19 protein-coding genes are annotated in these 17,010 nt (G+C 71.3%); 9 read left to right on the plus strand and 10 right to left on the minus strand.

The annotated features are described in order from the left end of the window. Positions 1 to 72: 72 nt before the first annotated feature. Positions 73 to 1,911: an AMP-dependent synthetase/ligase gene (locus FFA01_RS01815; protein ID WP_146852361.1), complete on the plus strand. Its 1,839-nt coding sequence runs from the start codon at positions 73 to 75 to the stop codon at positions 1,909 to 1,911. A gap of 51 nt (positions 1,912 to 1,962) precedes the next feature. Here FFA01_RS01815 and def read toward each other — a convergent pair whose 3' ends face one another. Beyond that, entirely contained in the window at positions 1,963 to 2,460 is a 498-nt protein-coding gene (def, locus tag FFA01_RS01820; protein ID WP_146852363.1) for a peptide deformylase, read from the minus strand. A 107-nt stretch (positions 2,461 to 2,567) separates the two neighbouring features. Here def and FFA01_RS01825 point away from each other — a divergent pair, with 107 nt between their 5' ends. Next, positions 2,568 to 3,380, plus strand: a complete 813-nt coding sequence (locus FFA01_RS01825; RefSeq protein ID WP_146852365.1) for a ParA family protein — start codon at positions 2,568 to 2,570, stop codon at positions 3,378 to 3,380. A 101-nt stretch (positions 3,381 to 3,481) separates the two neighbouring features. Here FFA01_RS01825 and FFA01_RS01830 read toward each other — a convergent pair whose 3' ends face one another. The 3 genes from FFA01_RS01830 to FFA01_RS01840 all read right to left on the minus strand — a co-directional run bounded on the left by FFA01_RS01830 (position 3,482) and on the right by FFA01_RS01840 (position 5,374). Then, positions 3,482 to 4,030, minus strand: a complete 549-nt coding sequence (locus tag FFA01_RS01830) for a MerR family transcriptional regulator (RefSeq protein WP_146852367.1) — start codon at positions 4,028 to 4,030, stop codon at positions 3,482 to 3,484. 157 nt (positions 4,031 to 4,187) lie between these two features. Continuing rightward, entirely contained in the window at positions 4,188 to 4,835 is a 648-nt protein-coding gene (ftsR, locus tag FFA01_RS01835) for a transcriptional regulator FtsR (protein ID WP_244289653.1), read from the minus strand. A gap of 50 nt (positions 4,836 to 4,885) precedes the next feature. Then, positions 4,886 to 5,374, minus strand: coding sequence for an FHA domain-containing protein (locus FFA01_RS01840; protein ID WP_146852371.1), 489 nt, complete (start codon positions 5,372 to 5,374; stop codon positions 4,886 to 4,888). Between the two features lie 233 nt (positions 5,375 to 5,607). Between FFA01_RS01840 and FFA01_RS01845 the strand changes: the two genes are divergently transcribed. Then, positions 5,608 to 7,119: a S1C family serine protease gene (locus FFA01_RS01845; RefSeq protein WP_146852373.1), complete on the plus strand. Its 1,512-nt coding sequence runs from the start codon at positions 5,608 to 5,610 to the stop codon at positions 7,117 to 7,119. 93 nt (positions 7,120 to 7,212) lie between these two features. Here FFA01_RS01845 and FFA01_RS01850 read toward each other — a convergent pair whose 3' ends face one another. From FFA01_RS01850 to FFA01_RS01860, 3 genes are all read right to left on the minus strand, one after another. Further along, a complete protein-coding gene (locus tag FFA01_RS01850; RefSeq protein WP_146852375.1) occupies positions 7,213 to 8,106 on the minus strand; it encodes an NUDIX hydrolase in 894 nt (297 codons plus the stop codon). Between the two features lie 145 nt (positions 8,107 to 8,251). Next, positions 8,252 to 9,223: a DnaJ domain-containing protein gene (locus FFA01_RS01855; protein WP_146852377.1), complete on the minus strand. Its 972-nt coding sequence runs from the start codon at positions 9,221 to 9,223 to the stop codon at positions 8,252 to 8,254. Between the two features lie 49 nt (positions 9,224 to 9,272). Then, a complete protein-coding gene (locus FFA01_RS01860; RefSeq protein ID WP_146852379.1) occupies positions 9,273 to 9,668 on the minus strand; it encodes a PGPGW domain-containing protein in 396 nt (131 codons plus the stop codon). Between the two features lie 144 nt (positions 9,669 to 9,812). Between FFA01_RS01860 and FFA01_RS01865 the strand changes: the two genes are divergently transcribed. From FFA01_RS01865 to FFA01_RS01875, 3 genes are read left to right on the plus strand one after another with little or no spacing between them, the layout of a single operon-like run. After that, a complete protein-coding gene (locus FFA01_RS01865) occupies positions 9,813 to 10,784 on the plus strand; it encodes an aldo/keto reductase (protein ID WP_146852381.1) in 972 nt (323 codons plus the stop codon). Between the two features lie 13 nt (positions 10,785 to 10,797). Then, positions 10,798 to 11,661 (plus strand): aldo/keto reductase, encoded by an 864-nt coding sequence (locus FFA01_RS01870; protein ID WP_146852383.1) that lies wholly within the window; start codon positions 10,798 to 10,800, stop codon positions 11,659 to 11,661. A 38-nt stretch (positions 11,662 to 11,699) separates the two neighbouring features. Further along, a complete protein-coding gene (locus FFA01_RS01875) occupies positions 11,700 to 12,248 on the plus strand; it encodes a YbhB/YbcL family Raf kinase inhibitor-like protein (protein ID WP_146852385.1) in 549 nt (182 codons plus the stop codon). On the opposite strand, the gene FFA01_RS01880 is transcribed toward FFA01_RS01875, so the two are convergent. Together FFA01_RS01880 and FFA01_RS16055 are read right to left on the minus strand one after the other, a co-directional pair. Beyond that, positions 12,181 to 12,705 (minus strand): hypothetical protein, encoded by a 525-nt coding sequence (locus FFA01_RS01880; RefSeq protein WP_146852387.1) that lies wholly within the window; start codon positions 12,703 to 12,705, stop codon positions 12,181 to 12,183. The two genes, FFA01_RS01875 and FFA01_RS01880, sit on opposite strands and share 68 nt — an antisense overlap. A gap of 3 nt (positions 12,706 to 12,708) precedes the next feature. Next, the gene (locus FFA01_RS16055; protein ID WP_208720825.1) at positions 12,709 to 13,128 is read right to left on the minus strand and encodes a hypothetical protein; all 420 of its coding nucleotides are present in this window, start codon (positions 13,126 to 13,128) and stop codon (positions 12,709 to 12,711) included. Positions 13,129 to 13,296: 168 nt separating this feature from the next. Here FFA01_RS16055 and FFA01_RS16060 point away from each other — a divergent pair, with 168 nt between their 5' ends. The 3 genes from FFA01_RS16060 to manD all read left to right on the plus strand — a co-directional run bounded on the left by FFA01_RS16060 (position 13,297) and on the right by manD (position 16,314). Further along, positions 13,297 to 14,079: an EI24 domain-containing protein gene (locus tag FFA01_RS16060; protein WP_208720826.1), complete on the plus strand. Its 783-nt coding sequence runs from the start codon at positions 13,297 to 13,299 to the stop codon at positions 14,077 to 14,079. Continuing rightward, complete coding sequence (locus FFA01_RS01890) at positions 14,076 to 14,936, plus strand: aldo/keto reductase (protein ID WP_146852391.1); 861 nt, start codon at positions 14,076 to 14,078, stop codon at positions 14,934 to 14,936. The genes FFA01_RS16060 and FFA01_RS01890 overlap by 4 nt, the downstream gene beginning before the upstream one ends. Before the next feature lie 139 nt (positions 14,937 to 15,075). Continuing rightward, entirely contained in the window at positions 15,076 to 16,314 is a 1,239-nt protein-coding gene (gene manD / locus FFA01_RS01895; RefSeq protein WP_146852393.1) for a D-mannonate dehydratase ManD, read from the plus strand. A gap of 19 nt (positions 16,315 to 16,333) precedes the next feature. On the opposite strand, the gene FFA01_RS01900 is transcribed toward manD, so the two are convergent. Next, positions 16,334 to 16,819, minus strand: coding sequence for a VOC family protein (locus tag FFA01_RS01900; RefSeq protein ID WP_146852395.1), 486 nt, complete (start codon positions 16,817 to 16,819; stop codon positions 16,334 to 16,336). Between the last annotated feature and the right edge of the window lie 191 nt (positions 16,820 to 17,010).

Consider the following 17,010-nt stretch of genomic DNA (forward strand, 5'->3'; position numbering starts at 1 on the left):
CCCGCCACCACGCCGGGACCACCGCCCGCTAGGGTGAAGAGGACCACATCGTTCGGTACCGAAGGAGCTGCCGTGAACGAACACACCGTCCCCCTCGCCGTGGAGCCCGACGTGAACGCCAATGCGACCGACCTGCTGATCGACCGCGCGAAGGCCACGCCCGACGCCGCCCTGTTCTCCGTGCCCGACGGCGTGGGAGGCTGGGCCGACGTCACCGCAGCCGAGTTCCTCCATCAGGTGCGGGCTCTCGCCAAGGGCCTCATCGCCTCGGGCATCGCTCCCGGCGACGTCGTCGGCCTCATGTGCCGCACCCGCTACGAGTGGACCCTCGTCGACTTCGCCACGTGGTTCGCCGGGGCGCTGCTCGTCCCCGTCTACGAGACGTCGTCGCCGAGCCAGGTCCACTGGAACCTCAGCGACTCCGGTGCCGTGGCCGTGATCCTCGAGACGGCGGACCACTTCGCCCGGTTCGACGAGGTGCACCCGGAGCTGCCCGACGTGGCGAACGTCTGGCAGATCGACCTGGGGGATCTCGACAAGCTCGCGGCCGCCGGCGCCGGCGTCGCCGACGAGGAGCTCGAACGGCGCCGGAGCGCCGCGGGTCCGTCGGATCTCGCGACGATCATCTACACGTCGGGGACGACCGGCCGCCCTCGTGGCTGCATGCTGACCCACGCCAACTTCGTCGAGACCAGCCGCAACGCCGCCGTCGCGATGGCCGACGTCGTCGCGCCGGGCTCCTCCACGCTCCTCTTCATCACGACGGCCCACGTGTTCGCGCGCTTCATCGCGGTGATGTCGGTCCACGCGGGTGTCCGGGTCGGGCACCAGGCCGACACGAAGCAGCTGCTGCCCTCGCTCGCGTCGTTCCGCCCGTCGTTCCTCCTCGCCGTCCCGCGGGTCTTCGAGAAGGTGTACAACTCGGCCGAGCAGAAGGCCGAGGCCGGAGGCCGCGGCGCCATCTTCCGCCGTGCCGTCGCCGTCGCGATCGCCCACAGCAAGGCCCTCGACGAGGGAGTCGTCCCGCTCGGCCTGCGACTGCGGTTCGCGCTCTTCGACCGGCTCGTGTACAGCAAGCTCAAGAAGGCCATGGGCGGCAACATCCGGTACGCCGTCTCGGGTTCCGCCCCGCTGGGCACACGACTCGGCCACTTCTTCCGCAGCCTGGACATCCGCATCCTCGAGGGATACGGCCTCACCGAGACCACGGCGCCCGCATCCGTCAACCTCGTCACGCGGTTCAAGATCGGCACGGTCGGTCCGGCCCTGCCCGGCGTGACGCTGCGCACCGACGACGACGGCGAGGTCCTGATCAAGGGCGAGAACGTCTTCGCCGGCTACTGGAAGGATCCGGAGGGCACCGCCGAGGTGCTCCGGGACGGCTGGTTCCGCACGGGAGACCTGGGGTCGCTCGACTCCGACGGCTACCTGACGATCACCGGGCGGAAGAAGGAGATCATCGTCACCGCGGGAGGCAAGAATGTCGCGCCCGCCGTGTTGGAAGACCCGATCCGTGCGAACCCGCTCGTGGCGCAGGTGGTGGTCGTCGGAGACCAGAAGCCCTTCATCTCGGCGCTCGTCACCCTCGACACGGAGATGCTCCCGGTCTGGCTCAACAACGCGGGAGAAGCGGCCGACATGCCGCTGGCCGAGGCCGCGGAGCACCCGAAGGTGCTCGCCGAGATCCAGCGTGCGGTCGACGAGGCCAACACGGCGGTGTCGCGCGCGGAGTCCATCCGGAAGTTCGTCGTCCTGCCCGTCGAGCTGACCGAGCAGAGCGGCCATCTGACCCCGAAGATGAGCGTCAAGCGAGCCGTGGTGCTGAAGGACTTCGCACCGCAGATCGGTGATCTCTACACGGTGTTCCCGAGCACCGAGTCGGTCCGCACGGTCACTCCCCCGACGCGCTGAGGCGCGACGTCGGACGAGGTGTCGGGCGACCCCGCACCAGGGCGTCATCCGTCAGGAACGCCACCAGTCGCTCGTCCGGATCTCTCGCATGGCCTCGCGCCGGGTCTCCGGTTCGAGGGTCATGACGTAGAGGGTGCCGTCGAGGTGGTCCGTCTCGTGCTGCAGGGCCTGGGCCATGAGCCCCGTCCCCTCGAGCACCACCTTCTGACCGTCGAGGTCGAGCCCCTCCACCCGGGCGTACGACCACCGGGGCGTCGGGAACCAGAAGCCGGGCACCGAGAGGCAGCCCTCGTCGACGAGCTCCTTCTCGCCGGAGACCTCGACGATGACGGGGTTCAGCACGTAGCCGACCTCGCCGTCGACGTTGTAGCTGAAGGCGCGCAGATTCACCCCGATCTGGCTCGCGGCGACGCCCGCCCGACCGGGCTCGCGGACGGTGTCGAGAAGGTCGTTCACGAGGGACGCCAGTCGGGGATCGCCGATCGTGACGGGGTCGGACGGCGACCGGAGGACCGGGTCTCCGAACAGACGGATGGATCTCACGCTCACGGCGTGCACCTCCTGGTTCGTGGGGCGGGGTGGAGTGGGACACCAGAATGCGTCTCGTCGACGTGGCTTTTAGGTGCTTCAACAGTAGTGAAGGTATCGTGTGGCGCGTGCATGTACTCAGCGTCAGCTCTCTCAAGGGGGGCGTCGGCAAGACGACCGTGACGCTCGGACTCACGTCGGCTGCCTTCGCCAAAGGCCTCAGGACCCTCGTCGTCGACCTCGATCCGCAATCGGACGTCTCGACCGGCCTCGACATCACCGTCGCGGGGCACCTCAACGTGGCCGACGTCCTGGCGTCTCCGAAGGAGAAGACCGTCCGGGCCGCCATCGCCCCCAGCGGCTGGACCAAGGGCCGTCAGGGCAAGATCGACGTCATGATCGGCAGTCCGTCGGCGATCAACTTCGACGGCCCCCACCCCTCCATCCGCGACATCTGGAAGCTCGAGGAGGCCCTCGCCAACGTCGAGGCCGACTACGACCTCGTCCTGATCGACTGCGCCCCCTCCCTCAACGCCCTCACCCGCACGGCCTGGGCGGCCTCCGACCGCGTGACGGTCGTGACGGAGCCCGGGCTGTTCAGCGTCGCCGCCGCCGACCGCGCCCTCCGCGCCATCGAGGAGATCCGTCGCGGCCTGTCTCCCCGCCTGCAGCCCCTCGGCATCATCGTCAACCGCGCTCGTGTCCAGTCCGTCGAGCACCAGTTCCGCATCAAGGAGCTCCGCGACATGTTCGGACCTCTCGTGCTGAGCCCCCAGCTGCCCGAACGGACGTCGCTGCAGCAGGCCCAGGGAGCCGCGAAGCCTCTGCACGTCTGGCCTGGCGAGAGCGCCCAGGAGATGGCGCGCAACTTCGATCAGCTCCTCGAGCGCATCATGCGGACGGCGAAGATCGGCGACTACGCCGAGCCGGCCACCCGATAGGTCGCCGTCGGCGCGACCGGCGGCGGACGCCGACAGGCTCCGAGACGAGACGAGCCTCCACCCGATCGGGTGGAGGCTCGTTCTCCGTCGTGGACGGTCGGTCAGCTGGCGCGGGAGTCGCGTCGAGCAGCGAGCTCGTCGGCGGGATCCGCAGCCGGCGTGCTGTCGAGCTCGACGAGGCTCGACTCGACCTCGCGGAGCACCTTGCCGACCGCGATGCCGAAGACACCCTGACCCCTGCTCACGAGGTCGATGACCTCGTCGTTCGACGTGCACAGGTAGACGCTCGCCCCGTCCGACATGAGGGTCGTCTGGGCGAGGTCGCTGACGCCCGACTCACGGAGCTGATTGACGGCCGTGCGGATCTGCTGCAGCGAGATGCCCGTGTCGAGGAGGCGCTTGACGAGCTTGAGGACGAGGATGTCGCGGAAACCGTAGAGACGCTGGGAACCGGAGCCTGCGGCCCCGCGGATGGTGGGCTCGACGAGTCCGGTCCGCGCCCAGTAGTCGAGCTGCCGGTAGCTGATGCCTGCCGCGCGAGCAGCGACGGTGCCGCGGTAACCGCTGTCGGCGTCCAGGTCGGGCATCCCGTCGGTGAACAGCAGACCCAGCTCGTAGCGGGATCCCTCGGGGGAACCTGACTCACTCATGCAGCTGCCTTCCACTGTTGTTCGTCCACACCCGCAACATTCAATGTCGGGTTGATGGTTTGACCTGGACCCACGGTACCCACATCTGGACGTCCACCCGGCGACATTCGCTCGGTGCCCCCGGCGTGTCGAGGATATTCCTCGCGACGGCCGCCGTCTACGTGTCGAGACGGTCGAGGGCCGACCGGACGAGCGCGCGACGCACGACGTCGAGCTGCTCGGCGAGCTCGCGGGAGAGCTCGGCGACCCGGGCCCGGCCCGCCGAATCACGGCGCCGGGCCACCGAGGCCACGGCGGATTCGATGAGGTCGAGCTCCCGTTCGGCGGCGACACGGACGGTGCGGAGGTGACGGGGTTCGATTCCCGTCTTCGTGAGCTCGACGAGGGCCGTGAGCATGGTCACCGAGTCGTCGCCGTGGAACTCGGCGGCCGGCAGCAGGGACGCCGCCACGGCATCGTCGAGCAGAGCACGGGTCGCGCCGGTCTGCGCGACCAGCTCGTCTCGCGATAGCCGACGCGGGCTCGTCACCAGGGAGACCGAGCCCGCCCCCGCGGGCAGGGCCGTCGGACGCCCTGCGTCGAGGTCGGCGAGGTGCTGCCTGATCACCTTCAACGGCAGGTAGTGATCGCGTTGCAGACCGAGGATGAACCGCAGCCGCTCGACGTCGACGGACGAGAACTTGCGATAGCCCGACGGCGTGCGCACCGGCGTCACGAGCTCGCGCTCCTCGAGGAAGCGCAGCTTGCTGTTGCTCAGATCGGGGAACTCGGGCTTCAGCCGCGACAGCACCTGTCCGATGGTCAACAGATCTGACGGCCCGGTCTGCGTCGACCGGGCGGCGGCAGGACGGGGCACTACTTGATCGCCAGGTGCGCCAGGTCGACGCGCGACGCGTAGAACGTGAGTCGGAACTTGCCGACCTGCACCTCGGCGCCGTCGCTGAGGAGCGCCTCGTCGATCCGGACGCCGTCGAAGTAGGTGCCGTTCAGGGAGCCGAGGTCGCTCACGCTGAAGGTCGTGCCGTGACGACGGAACTCGGCGTGCTTCCGACTGACCGTGACGTCGTCGAGGAAGATGCCGGCGTCGGGGTGCCGACCGGCGACCGTGACGTCGGAGTCGAGGAGGAACCGGGCGCCGATGTTCGGTCCGCGGCGGACGACGAGCAGCGCCGAGCCGGACGGGAGCGCCGCGACGGCCTCGCGTTCGTCGGTCGAGACGCCACCTTCGAGTGCCGCCAGCTGGGCCTGGAACTCTTCGTTGAAACTCAGGGTGGTGTCGACCTCGCGATGAGTGCTCTGAGCACCGGGGTGCTCGCCGGGTACCTGGTTGGCGGGCTCTGCCATCGTGGACCTCCTTCGATCTCCCAGCGTATCGGAAGTCGGCACCCCCTCCGCAACGTATTCGACCGACTCCATTCCCCCGACGGATGGAGTCGGCCATCAGGGCGGTTCCTCGTGTCGTTCGGAGCCCCTCCTCACGGAACTCCCGACCGCCTCCAGGGTCAGTCATAGGGATTCCTTGGGATCGGGCGCTTGCATGATCTCACCGTCATCACCACCGCCACAGGAGGCACCCCATGAACGACCGCGAGAGCGACGCCACGAACGGCACGCACGACGACGACGCCACGACCGTGACGCCCTCGACGGCTGACAGCGCACCGCACGCCGAACAGATCGGCACCGCACCCGAGCCGGCACCCGGCTCCGACCGAGCCCGGATCCTTCCGCACGTCACCGGCTCGTCCGACGCCCGCTACGTGAACGCCGCAGCCCCCTCGTGGATGGGCCGCCCCGACGACGCCCACCAGGCCTACGACGCCCGCCAGGCGCACCCCTCCTCCGGACCGACCGGCGTCCCCGCCGCCTTCGCCGCCCCGAGGAAGCGGACCCGGCCGAAGCGCTGGATGCTGCTGACCGGTGCGGCCGCGGCGCTCGTGATCGGCGTCGGAGGAGCAGGAGGCGCGGCGTACGCCATCGGCCACACCGCCGGCATCGCAGCCGCGAACGCCGCGTCCCAGCAGCAGTCGATCGAGCTCGCCCCGCAGTACACGTCGCCCCAGGGCGGCACCGGCACGTCGCCCTTCGGGGGCAGCCAGGGCACCGACGGCACCCAGGGCGGGACGGGCGACTCGCAGGGGTCGACGGGCGCGACCGAATCGACGGCCACCCCCGCGACCGCGGACGAGACCGCCGGCGTCGTCACGATCGTCTCGACCCTCAACTACGACGACTCCTACAAGTCGGCGGGCACCGGCATGATCCTCGATGCCGACGGCCTCATCCTGACGAACAACCACGTCGTTCAGGGAGCCACGAGCATCGAGGTGACCGACGAGACCACCGGCCGGACCTACACGGCCGACGTCGTCGGCACGGACGCGACCAACGACGTCGCCGTGCTCCAGCTGCAGGGGGCGAGCGGCCTCACCCCCGTGTCCTTCGCGGACTCGGACGGAGTCGCGACCGGCGACAGCGTGCACTCCACCGGCAACGCCGAGGGCACGGGAGACCTGGTCACGGCCGAGGGCAGCGTCCTGTCCACCGACCAGTCCATCCAGGTGCAGAGCGAGACGGGTTCCGGCAGCGAGTCGCTGTCCGGCCTGATCGAGATCCAGTCGGACGTCGTCTCCGGCGACTCCGGCGGACCGCTGCGGAACGCGGACGGCGACGTGGTCGGCATCGTCACCGCAGCGTCCTCGGGCAGCACGCCGATCACCGGCTACGCCATCCCCGCCGACGACGCTCTGTCGATCGCCAAGCAGATCGTGGCCGGCGACGGAAGCGACACGATCCAGATCGGACTGCCCGCGTTCCTCGGCGCGCAGATCTCCGACGCCACGACCGGCGGCACCACCGCGGGAGTCACCATCGCCGGCACCGTCGCGGGAAGCGCCGCGGAATCCGCCGGTCTCGTCGCGGGCGACACGATCACGGCGATCGACGGCACCGCCGTCGCGAACGCCTCCGCCTTGACGGCGGCGATCCAGGCCCACGAGTCGGGCGACCAGGTGTCGGTCGCCTGGACCGATGCGGCCGGAGCCTCGCACACCGCGACCGTCCCCCTGGGCGACGGCCCCGCCGCCTGACCGGGCCGCACCCGACGTGCCCGTCGTCGCCCCGTGGGGCGGTGGCGGGCACGTCGTCGTCGGGGCGGCGACTCGTCGGGCGATGCGCCTCGATCAGGTGCGGACGAGAGCGTCGAGGAGGCGCGTCGGGCCCACGACGTCGGCCCCGAGGCGTTCGACGCGAGCCGCGAGTCCCCGGTCGGCCGTGACCACGACGACCCGCGCCTCCTCGGAGGACGTCAGGATCGATTCGACGCGCGCGACGACGGCGGCGTCGCCGTCGGCGTCCGCACGGTCGACGAGGAGCCCCTCGGCCGGTCCCGTCGCCTGACGGGCCTCGCCCTCGAGCACGACGGTGGTCGACGGCCACCACGAGGTCGGAGCCCCCGGACCGGAGGCGGGCGCATCGACGAAGAGGGCGGAGGGGAGGCCTCCGTCGATCGCCGCCGAGAGGTCGCCGAGGAGGCGCGTGGCCGCCCCCGCACGATCGCGCCACCAGCCGTCGGGGCGCGACCCGACCACGTTCGCCGCGTCGACGACGAGGTGGAGATCGGTGTCCAGGTGCGCCGACAGACCGGGCCAGGACGTCGCGAACCCGGGATGGAGAGGGAGCGTGTCGATATCGGAACGAGGGACCCAGCGCAGTTCGAGGCTCTCGGCGTCGGACACGACGGCCGTGAACGGGGTGCGGACACGCGCCGCGATCGTCGTGTACGACCAGAACCCGAGATCGAGCTCGGAGGCGAACAGCAGGCGGAGGGACTCACCCGGCACGGCCGCCTCCTCGCCGCTCTCGCGCAGGGCGCCGTCGACCGCGCTCTCGTCGAACTGCCGGGCGCCGCCGGGGAGACCCCAGGTGCCCCCGAAGTGGCTCCACTCGGCTCGGTGCTGCAGCAGCACGCGGTCGTCCGGGTCGACGGCGAGGAGGCCGGCGGCTCCGGCACGACCCCAGAAGCGACGGCCGTCGGGGCTCTCGACCCAGCCGTCGGCAGGTCCGTGGATGGTCACGACGTCGAGCTTGCCACACGCACGGCGGGCGACGACCCAACCGATCGTCGGTGGACTCCGAACAAGGCTCGGGCTGGCCCGGAACCCGATGTCGGGTCAGCCTGCCCGGGGCACGATGCTGCGCGGGATCGACGGGCCGTCGGCGTCAGACGAAGCGGACGGTCTGCTGGAGTCGATCGCGGATCTCGAAGACGTCGGAGATCGTGCTGCGGTCGGAGAGGTCCGGCCCGTGGCGGAGCACCTGAGGGAGCAGCGACCGACGGAGCACGAACGTGCCGCTGCGGCGACCGCGCCCCACCGGCTCGAGCGCGGCGGCGAAGTCGTCGTCGGGCACCACGATCAGCTGATGGGTGAACGAGACCCGGGTGTCCCGTCGGACGGCACGGGCCTGGCGCGTGAGATCGCGGACGGGCTGCTCGTGCTCGGGGATGCCGCGCCCGACGAGCTCGCCTCTCTGCAGCGAGACCTCGCTCCCCCAGTCGGACGACTGGACGGCGAACAGACCGGAGGGTCCGAGGACGATGTGGTCGAGCTTGCCCTCGGTCCCGGCGTCGACGTCGCTCCAGATCGTGAAGCCGATGCCGAGCTCGGTGACCGTGGCGACGGTGGCCTCCTCCGCCAGGGCGTCGGCCAGGACGTGGCGGATCTCGGGAGGCGCGGTGCGGACCAGGCGCTCGTCGTACGGATCGTCGAGGGGGACGCCGCGCCCGACCCACTCGCGCATGAGGTCGAGGTAGCGCTCCCGGTTCGCTCCCCCGGGATGCCCGTGGACGCGGGCCCGGGGCTTGGAGTCGGTGCGGTTCGACTCGCGCGGAGGAGCCCAGCCCGTGGCGGAGCCGGCCGAGGCGGACCAGGCGGAGGAGCCGCCGGCGCCCGAACCGGTCGAAGCGTGCCCGGTCGACGTCGGACGTCGCCGGTCGTAGGCCGCTCGCGCCTCCGGCGTGCCGATCTGCTCCCACGCCACCTGGAGGGCGCGGAACGCCGAGGCGCTGCCGCCGAGATCGGGATGGGTCTCGCGCGCGAGGCGGCGATACGCTCGACGGAGCTCGTCGTCCGTGGCCGAGCTGGCGACGCCGAGGACCTCGTACGGGGTCGCGGATGCGGGGCTGGGCGTCACGACGACGAGGATACCGGGGGTGGCCTGAGCGTCGGGATCGGCGGACGGGTCAGCGCGTCGCGGGGTTCGCCGCCCGGGCGGCGCGTGCGGCCCGCCAGGCCCGCCAGCGGAGACGCAGACGGTGGGCGACGCGGCGCAGCGACTGCAGGATGCGGTGGGCGAGGGGGAACTCCGTGCCCAGGAGTGCGACCCCCAGGAACACGATGAGCCAGCCCGGGCCCGGCAGCGGGACCAGGATCAGCCCGATGACGACGACGAGGAGACCCACCACGGCCACCGCGACCTTGTAGAGCGCGCGCAGACGGGGGAACCCGTCGAGCCGGGCACGCTGACGCCGGTACGTCGCACGGAGGCGATGACCGCGCCCGGTGCCGCCGTGGGCCTCGGGAGGCGCGGTGACGATCACGGGGACGTCGCGCTGCGGGCTCGTGCTCGGGTTCGTCATGGGGAGACCCTACGCAGCAGCCCTGGCAGGCACCGCCGCGACGGCTGCCAAGCGTCTGTGTGCGGGAGGGGCGCGCCACCGGGCCGTGCGCCTCCTTCCTTCCTTCCTGAGAGCTCGGCGGGGGTCGGAGCGTAGTCAGGAAACATGGATTACACACACCTCGGACGTACAGGGCTGTCCGTCTCGCGTGCCGTTCTCGGGACGATGAACTTCGGTCCGCAGACCACGGAGGACGACTCCCACTCGATCATGGACCGGGCCCACGAGCTCGGCGTCAACTTCTTCGACACGGCCGACGTGTACGGCTGGGAGAAGGGCGAGGGCATCACCGAGCAGATCATCGGGAGATGGTTCGCGAAGGGCGGCGGCCGTCGCGAGAAGACCGTGCTCGCCACCAAGCTCTACGGCGACATGGGCGACTGGCCGAACGAGGGCAGGCTCAGCGCCCTCCACATCCGTCGGGCGCTCGACGCGAGCCTGCGCCGTCTGCAGACGGACCACATCGACCTGTACCAGTTCCATCACGTCGACCGGGAGACCCCCTGGGACGAGATCTGGCAGGCCATGGAGGTCGCCGTGCAGCAGGGCAAGGTGCTCTACGTCGGGAGCAGCAACTTCGCCGGCTGGCACATCGCCCAGGCCCAGGAGGCGGCGAAGGCGCGCCACTTCACCGGGCTCGTCAGCGAGCAGTCGATCTACAACCTGATCGTGCGCGACGTCGAGCGCGAGACCCTGCCGGCCGCCCGGCACTACGGACTCGGCATGATCCCATGGTCGCCGCTGAACGGCGGGCTGCTCGGCGGGGTCATCGAGAAGACCGAGGAGGGCTCTCGTCGTCTCGAGGGACGCAGCGCCGACTACGTCGCCGCGCACCGCGACCAGCTCGAGGCCTACGAGGCGGTGGCCCGCGACCTGGGCCACGCGCCGGGCGAGCTCGCCCTCGCCTGGTTGCTGCACCAGCCGGGCGTGACCGGGCCCATCACCGGGCCGCGCACGATGGCTCAACTCGAATCGGCCGTCGCGGCCGTCGACATCCGGCTGGACGACGACGCGCTCTCGCGTCTGGACGAGATCTTCCCCGGGCACCGCACGTCGCCCGAAGACTACGCATGGTGAGAAGGAGAACGACATGAGGACGAGAACAATCGGAGACGTCACCGTCAGCGCGATCGGCCTGGGCGGCATGCCCCTGTCGATCGAGGGACGACCGGACGAGCGACAGGCCGTCTCGACGATCCACGCCGCACTCGAGCAGGGCATCACCCTGATCGACACGGCGGACGCGTACCACCAGCCCGGTGATCACGAGGTCGGCCACAACGAGGAGCTGATCGCCCGTGCGCTGGCGAGCTACCACGCCGACACGACGGAGGTGCTCGTCGCGACCAAGGGCGGGCATCTGCGCCCCGGCCCCGGGGACTGGGCCCAGAACGGCGACCCCGCCTACCTCAAGGAGGCCGCTCGAGCGTCGGCCAAGCGCCTCGGCGTGGACGCCATCGGCCTCTACCAGTTCCACCGGCCGGACCCTAAGGTGCCGTACGCGGACTCGATCGGCGCCCTCGCGGAGCTCCTCGACGAGGGGATCATCCGGATGGCCGGCATCTCGAACGCGAACCCCGCGCAGATCCGCGAGGCGAACACGGTGCTCGACAACCGTCTGGTGTCGGTGCAGAACCAGTACTCGCCGGCCTTCCGGTCGAGCGAGGAGGAGCTCGTGCTCTGCGACGAGCTGGGCATCGCGTTCCTGCCGTGGAGCCCGCTCGGAGGCATCACGAACGCCGCCGACCTCGGGTCGAAGCACGCCGTGTTCGCCGAGATCGCCAACGCCCGCCGCGTGACGCCGCAGGTGCTCACCCTCGCGTGGGAGCTGTCGAAGTCGGAGCTCGTGATCCCCATCCCCGGGGCGACCCGACCGCAGACGATCATGAACTCGGCCACGGCCGCCTCGATCAAGCTCTCGGCCGACGAGATCCAGCGACTCGACGCAGCCTGACCGGACCTGAAGACGACCATCCGAGACCGGAGGAACACATGACCGAATCACATCTCACCCGTCCGTACGACATCATCGCGGAGGTGCCGTCGTTCACTCTGACGAGCACCGATCTCGTCGACGGCGGCACCCTCGACCGCCCGCAGGTCAGCGGCATCATGGGCCCCGGCGGCGATGACGCCAGCCCGCAGCTGAGCTGGTCGGGCGCGCCGGAGGGGACGAAGAGCTTCGCCGTCACCGTCTACGACCCGTACGCGCCGACCGGGTCGGGGTTCTGGCACTGGGCCGTCGCCGATCTGCCCGCCGACACGACGTCCCTGCCCTCGGGTGCGGGCGACGACACCGGTTCGGGCCTGCCCGAGGGGGCCGTCCAGCTCACGAACGACGGCGGTCTCGCGCGCTACGTGGGCGCGGCCCCGCCGGCCGGGCACGGACCGCACACCTACTTCGTCGCCGTCCACGCGCTCGACGTCGAGAAGATCGGGGTCGACGAGTCGGCGAGCCCCGCCTACCTGGGGTTCAACCTGCACTTCCACACCCTCGCCCGTGCGGTGATCTCGGCGACGTTCGAGGTACCGGCGGAGTGACCCGCTCCGACCCTCCCGTCAGGAGGACGTAGCCGTCGGGCGTCCGCCACCACAGCGCCCGGAGGCGCAGAGGCCCGGCGCCGAGCCGACTCCGCAGACCCGCCGACCACGCCTCGACACCGAGGCGGTCGGCGGGTCCGTCGTCCACGGACTGCCACACGAAGGCCACCTGCCGGGCCCGCACGCGCAGCCCCTGATGCCTCAGCATGTCGACGAACTCGTCCAGCTCCGCCGGCCGAGGGAGCAGCGGCGCGTTGTGGATGCGACCGGCGGGCGCCACCTGTCGGCCGCGATCGTCGAGGTAGACGAGGTGGACGACCTCGCGGTCGCACGGTTCGTCGCACAGCTCGTCGGCGTAGACCGTGAGCGCCGTCTCGTCCGCGTCGGCGGGCAGGTCGGGCAGTCGGAGGAACCTCGGGTCGGGGTCGGTGGGGAGCTCGTCTCCGCGGATGCGCACGTCTCAGCCCACCAGGGGGATGCAGACGACGTCGGACGGCGTCCGTCTCACCGGCGGATGCACGACGAGTTCACCCGGCTCGATCCGGGCGAGGATGGCCTGCGCCCATCGCTGGTCGTCGAACGACGCCGACATCGACTCGTCCTCGCTCTGCCAGACGAGGAGGACGGACGACGCCTGCACCCAGTCCGCGACCTCGACGATGCGAGCGGCGACGAGCTGCGCCCGGTCGTGGCCGGGCTCGACCGGGAGGCCGCTCACGGCGATCGGCGGGGCGAGCGGGACGCCCTCGTGATCGAGGTACATCCAGAGCAGGGCGCGACCCTCGCACGGCTCGAGGCAGAAGTCGTCGACGAATCGTTCGAGCTGACGGGCCGTCGGCCGGGGCGCGAGGGTGGGTGGGTAGGTCTCGAGTGCTGTCATGACTCGAGGGTGCCGATCCGATCGGCCGGGGACGACTGGACGCCCCAGGGGCTGTGGACGGACCCGGCCTCGCTCGGCCTGGGGAGGGAGGACCGGAGGCGGGCTGGGGAGGACGGGGGGCGGCGGCGCGACCGGACCCGCGCCTCCTCGACTCGGTACGCTCTCGGGGTGAGCGTGGTCGGGGAGTTCGTCGGAGGGGTCGGCCTCCTGGGTCGGGGCCTGCGCCTCTGGGCCACGTCGCCGCGTCTGATGCTGCTCGGCGCGATCCCGGCGCTCGTCGTCGGCGCCGTCTTCGTCGGCCTGGTCGTGGTCGCCGGCGTCGCGGCCGACGACCTCGCGCAGGCGGCGACGCCGTTCGCCGACGGCTGGCCGGAGTGGTCGCGCCGCCTCGTGCGGATCGCGGCGGGCCTCGCACTCACGGCCCTGGCGGTCCTGCTCGCCGTGGTCGCCTTCACGGCGACCACCCTGCTGGTCGGCGACCCGTTCTACGAGCGCATCTGGCGGCACGTGGAGACCGCCGAGGGCGATGCGCCGGCCGAGGTCGCGCGCGGCTTCTGGGCCGGGCTGGCCCGGAGCGCCGGCGACTCGCTGCGCCTCCTCGTCGCGACCGCGGCCGTGGGCCTGCTGCTCTTCGTCGGCGGATTCGCGCCGGTCGTCGGCCAGACCGTCGTGCCGCTGCTCGGCGCCCTGACCGGCGGGTGGTTCCTGGCCGTCGAGCTGACCGGCTACGCCTTCGACGCACGGGGTCGCACCCTGCGCGAGCGCCGACGGCTCCTGGCGACCCGGCGCGCCCGCACCCTCGGACTCGGGACCGCCACCTACCTGCTCTTCTTCGTGCCGCTCGGGGCCGTCGTGGTCATGCCGGCCGCCGTGGCCGCCGCGACCCTGCTGGCCCGTGAGGCGACCTCGGCGACCCGTGCAGCGACCGACGACTACCATCGCCCGGCATGACCGCCCCCGTCGCGCCCGCCCATCCCGTCGTCACCCTGCCCGACGGCCGCACCGTGCCCGCCCTCGGCCAGGGCACCTGGAATCTCGGTGACGACCCCCGCCGCCGAGAGGCGGAGATCGCCGCCCTCCGGGCCGGCATCGATGCGGGCCTGACCATGATCGACACGGCCGAGATGTACGGCGGCGGCCGATCGGAGACCCTGGTCGGCGAGGCGGTCGCCGGTCGCCGGGACGAGGTGTTCCTGGTGAGCAAGGTGCTGCCGGGCAACGCCTCCCGCCGCGGCACCGTCGACGCCTGCCACGCCAGCCTCGAGCGGCTCGGCACCGATCGTCTCGACCTCTACCTGCTGCACTGGCGCGGTCGCCACCCCCTGGCCGAGACCGTCGAGGGCCTGGAGGCGCTGGTCGCCGAGGGCGCCATCCGAGGCTGGGGAGTCAGCAACTTCGACGTCGACGACCTCGACGAGCTCCTCGCGGTGCCCGGCGGCGGCAACGTGCAGACCAACCAGGTGCTCTACAACCTCGCGCGCCGCGGGCCCGAGTTCGATCTGCTGCCCTGGGCCCGCGAGCACCGGGTGCCTCTGACGTCGTACTCCCCCGTCGACGGCGGCGAGCTGCTCGACCACCCCGTCCTCGGCGAGGTCGCCGACGACCTGGGGATCTCGCCGACCCAGCTCGCCCTCGCCTGGGTGCTGCGTCTCGCCCCCGACCTGATGGTCGCGGTCAAGGCCGGGACGGCCGAGCACACGCTCGAGAACGCCGCAGCGCTCGCGGTGGACCTCGACGACCAGGCGTTCGTCCGACTCGAACGGGCGTTCCCGGCGCCGACCTCGAAGGTGCCGCTCGAGATGCGCTGACCCGCGCCTCCTCGACTCCCCCCCCCCGTCACGGATGCCGGCGCAGGAGGGAGGCGTCCCGGTCGCCGATGCGCCAGAGTGGTCGTACCAGCCCGGTCGACACCGCCGTCGACCGGACGCGAGCTCCAGAGGACACCGCATGATCATCGACAGAGCCGACGTGATCGTCACCAGCCCCGACCGCAACTTCGTGACGCTCAAGATCACGACGTCCGACGGCGTCACCGGCCTCGGCGACGCCACCCTGAACGGCCGCGAACTCGCCGTCGTCGCCTACCTGACCGAGCACGTCGTGCCCCTGTTGATCGGCCGCGATCCGGCTTGCATCGAGGACACCTGGCAGTTCCTGTACCGCAGCGCCTACTGGCGCCGGGGACCGGTCACCATGGCGGCCATCGCGGCCGTCGACGTCGCCCTCTGGGACATCAAGGCCAAGGTCGCCGGGCTGCCGCTGTACCAGCTGCTCGGCGGCGCCTCGCGCACCGGGCTGCTGACCTACGGACACGCGTCGGGCAAGGACCTGGAGGAGCTGTTCGACAGCGTCCGCGACCACCAGGAGCAGGGCTACAAGGCCATCCGCGTCCAGACCGGGGTGCCCGGCCTGACGTCGATCTACGGCATCGCCTCGAACGCCACCTTCGACGCCAACAGCGGCGTGCGCTACGACCACGAGCCCGCCCAGCGCGGCGCCCTGCCCAACGAGGAGGACTGGGACACCCGGTCGTACCTGCGCCACGTCCCCACCGTGTTCGAGGCGGTGCGGAACGAGTTCGGACCCGAGATCCCGTTGCTGCACGACGGCCACCACCGCATGACGCCGATCCAGGCCGCGCGGCTCGGGAAGAGCCTCGAGCCGTACGACCTGTTCTGGCTGGAGGACGTGACCCCGGCCGAGAACCCGGAGGCCCTCCGCCTGGTGCGGCAGCACACGACCACTCCCCTGGCGATCGGGGAGATCTTCAACACGGTCTGGGACTACCAGCAGATCATCCGGGAGCAGCTCATCGACTACGTCCGGAGCGCCGTGACCCACACCGGCGGCATCACCCACCTGAAGAGGGTGCTCGAGTACGCCTCGCAGTACCAGATCAAGTCGGGCATGCACGGTCCGACCGACATCTCGCCGGTGGGCATGGCGGCCGCGATGCACCTGGGGCTGGCGATCCACAACTTCGGCATCCAGGAGTACATGAAGCACGGCGCGAGGACCGACGAGGTGTTCGAGCAGAGCTTCACGTTCGAGGGCGGCATGCTGCACCCGGGCGAGAAGCCCGGAATCGGCGTCGAGCTGAACGAGCAGGCCGCGGCCGCCCACCCCTACGCTCAGGCGTACCTGCCCTACAACCGCCTCGCGGACGGCACCGTCCACGACTGGTAGGCGGGGGCGGGTCGACGGGTCAGTCGCCGTCGTAGGCGGCCTTCAGCTCGGCGATGACGAGCCGGTTCATGCCCATCATCGCGGCCATGGCCCGGGACGCCCCCGCGGCGTCCGGGCCTCCGAGGTACCGGTCCATGACCGAGGGCACGACCTGCCAGGAGAAGCCCCAGCGGTCCGTGACCCAGCCGCACCGCCCCTCCTCCCCGCCGTCGGCGGCGAAGGCGTCCCAGTAGTGGTCGAGCTCGTCCTGCGACCCGACCGAGATCGACAGCGACAGCGCCTCGGTGGGCTTCGGCCCGTCGTCGCCGCCGTTCAGCAGCCGGTAGGGCTGTCCGTCGAGCTCGAGGTCGACGACGAGGGCCCGACCGGCCATCGTCGCATCGGGGAGGTCGTCGGGGTAACGCGAGACGTCGGTGATGCGCGACGAGGGGAACAGGGCGACGTAGAAGTCGGCCGCGGCCTCGATGTCGCGGCCGAACCAGAGGGTGGGGGTGATGCGGGGCATGGCGCTCACGCTAGCCCCACCGCGCCGGCCCGTCGAGGGGTCGGGCCGGTCGACGCGGGAGGCGCGGTGCGCGTTCCCGGGATCGCGCACCGCGCCTCCCTCCGTGCAGCGCACCGCGTCCCGTGCAACGCACCACGACGAGACACGGTGCAGCGCACGAAACCCGGTGCGGCGCGTAGGGACAGGCCTCC

Source organism: Frigoribacterium faeni (assembly GCF_007988805.1).
GTDB classification, from domain to species: Bacteria; Actinomycetota; Actinomycetes; order Actinomycetales; family Microbacteriaceae; genus Frigoribacterium; species Frigoribacterium faeni.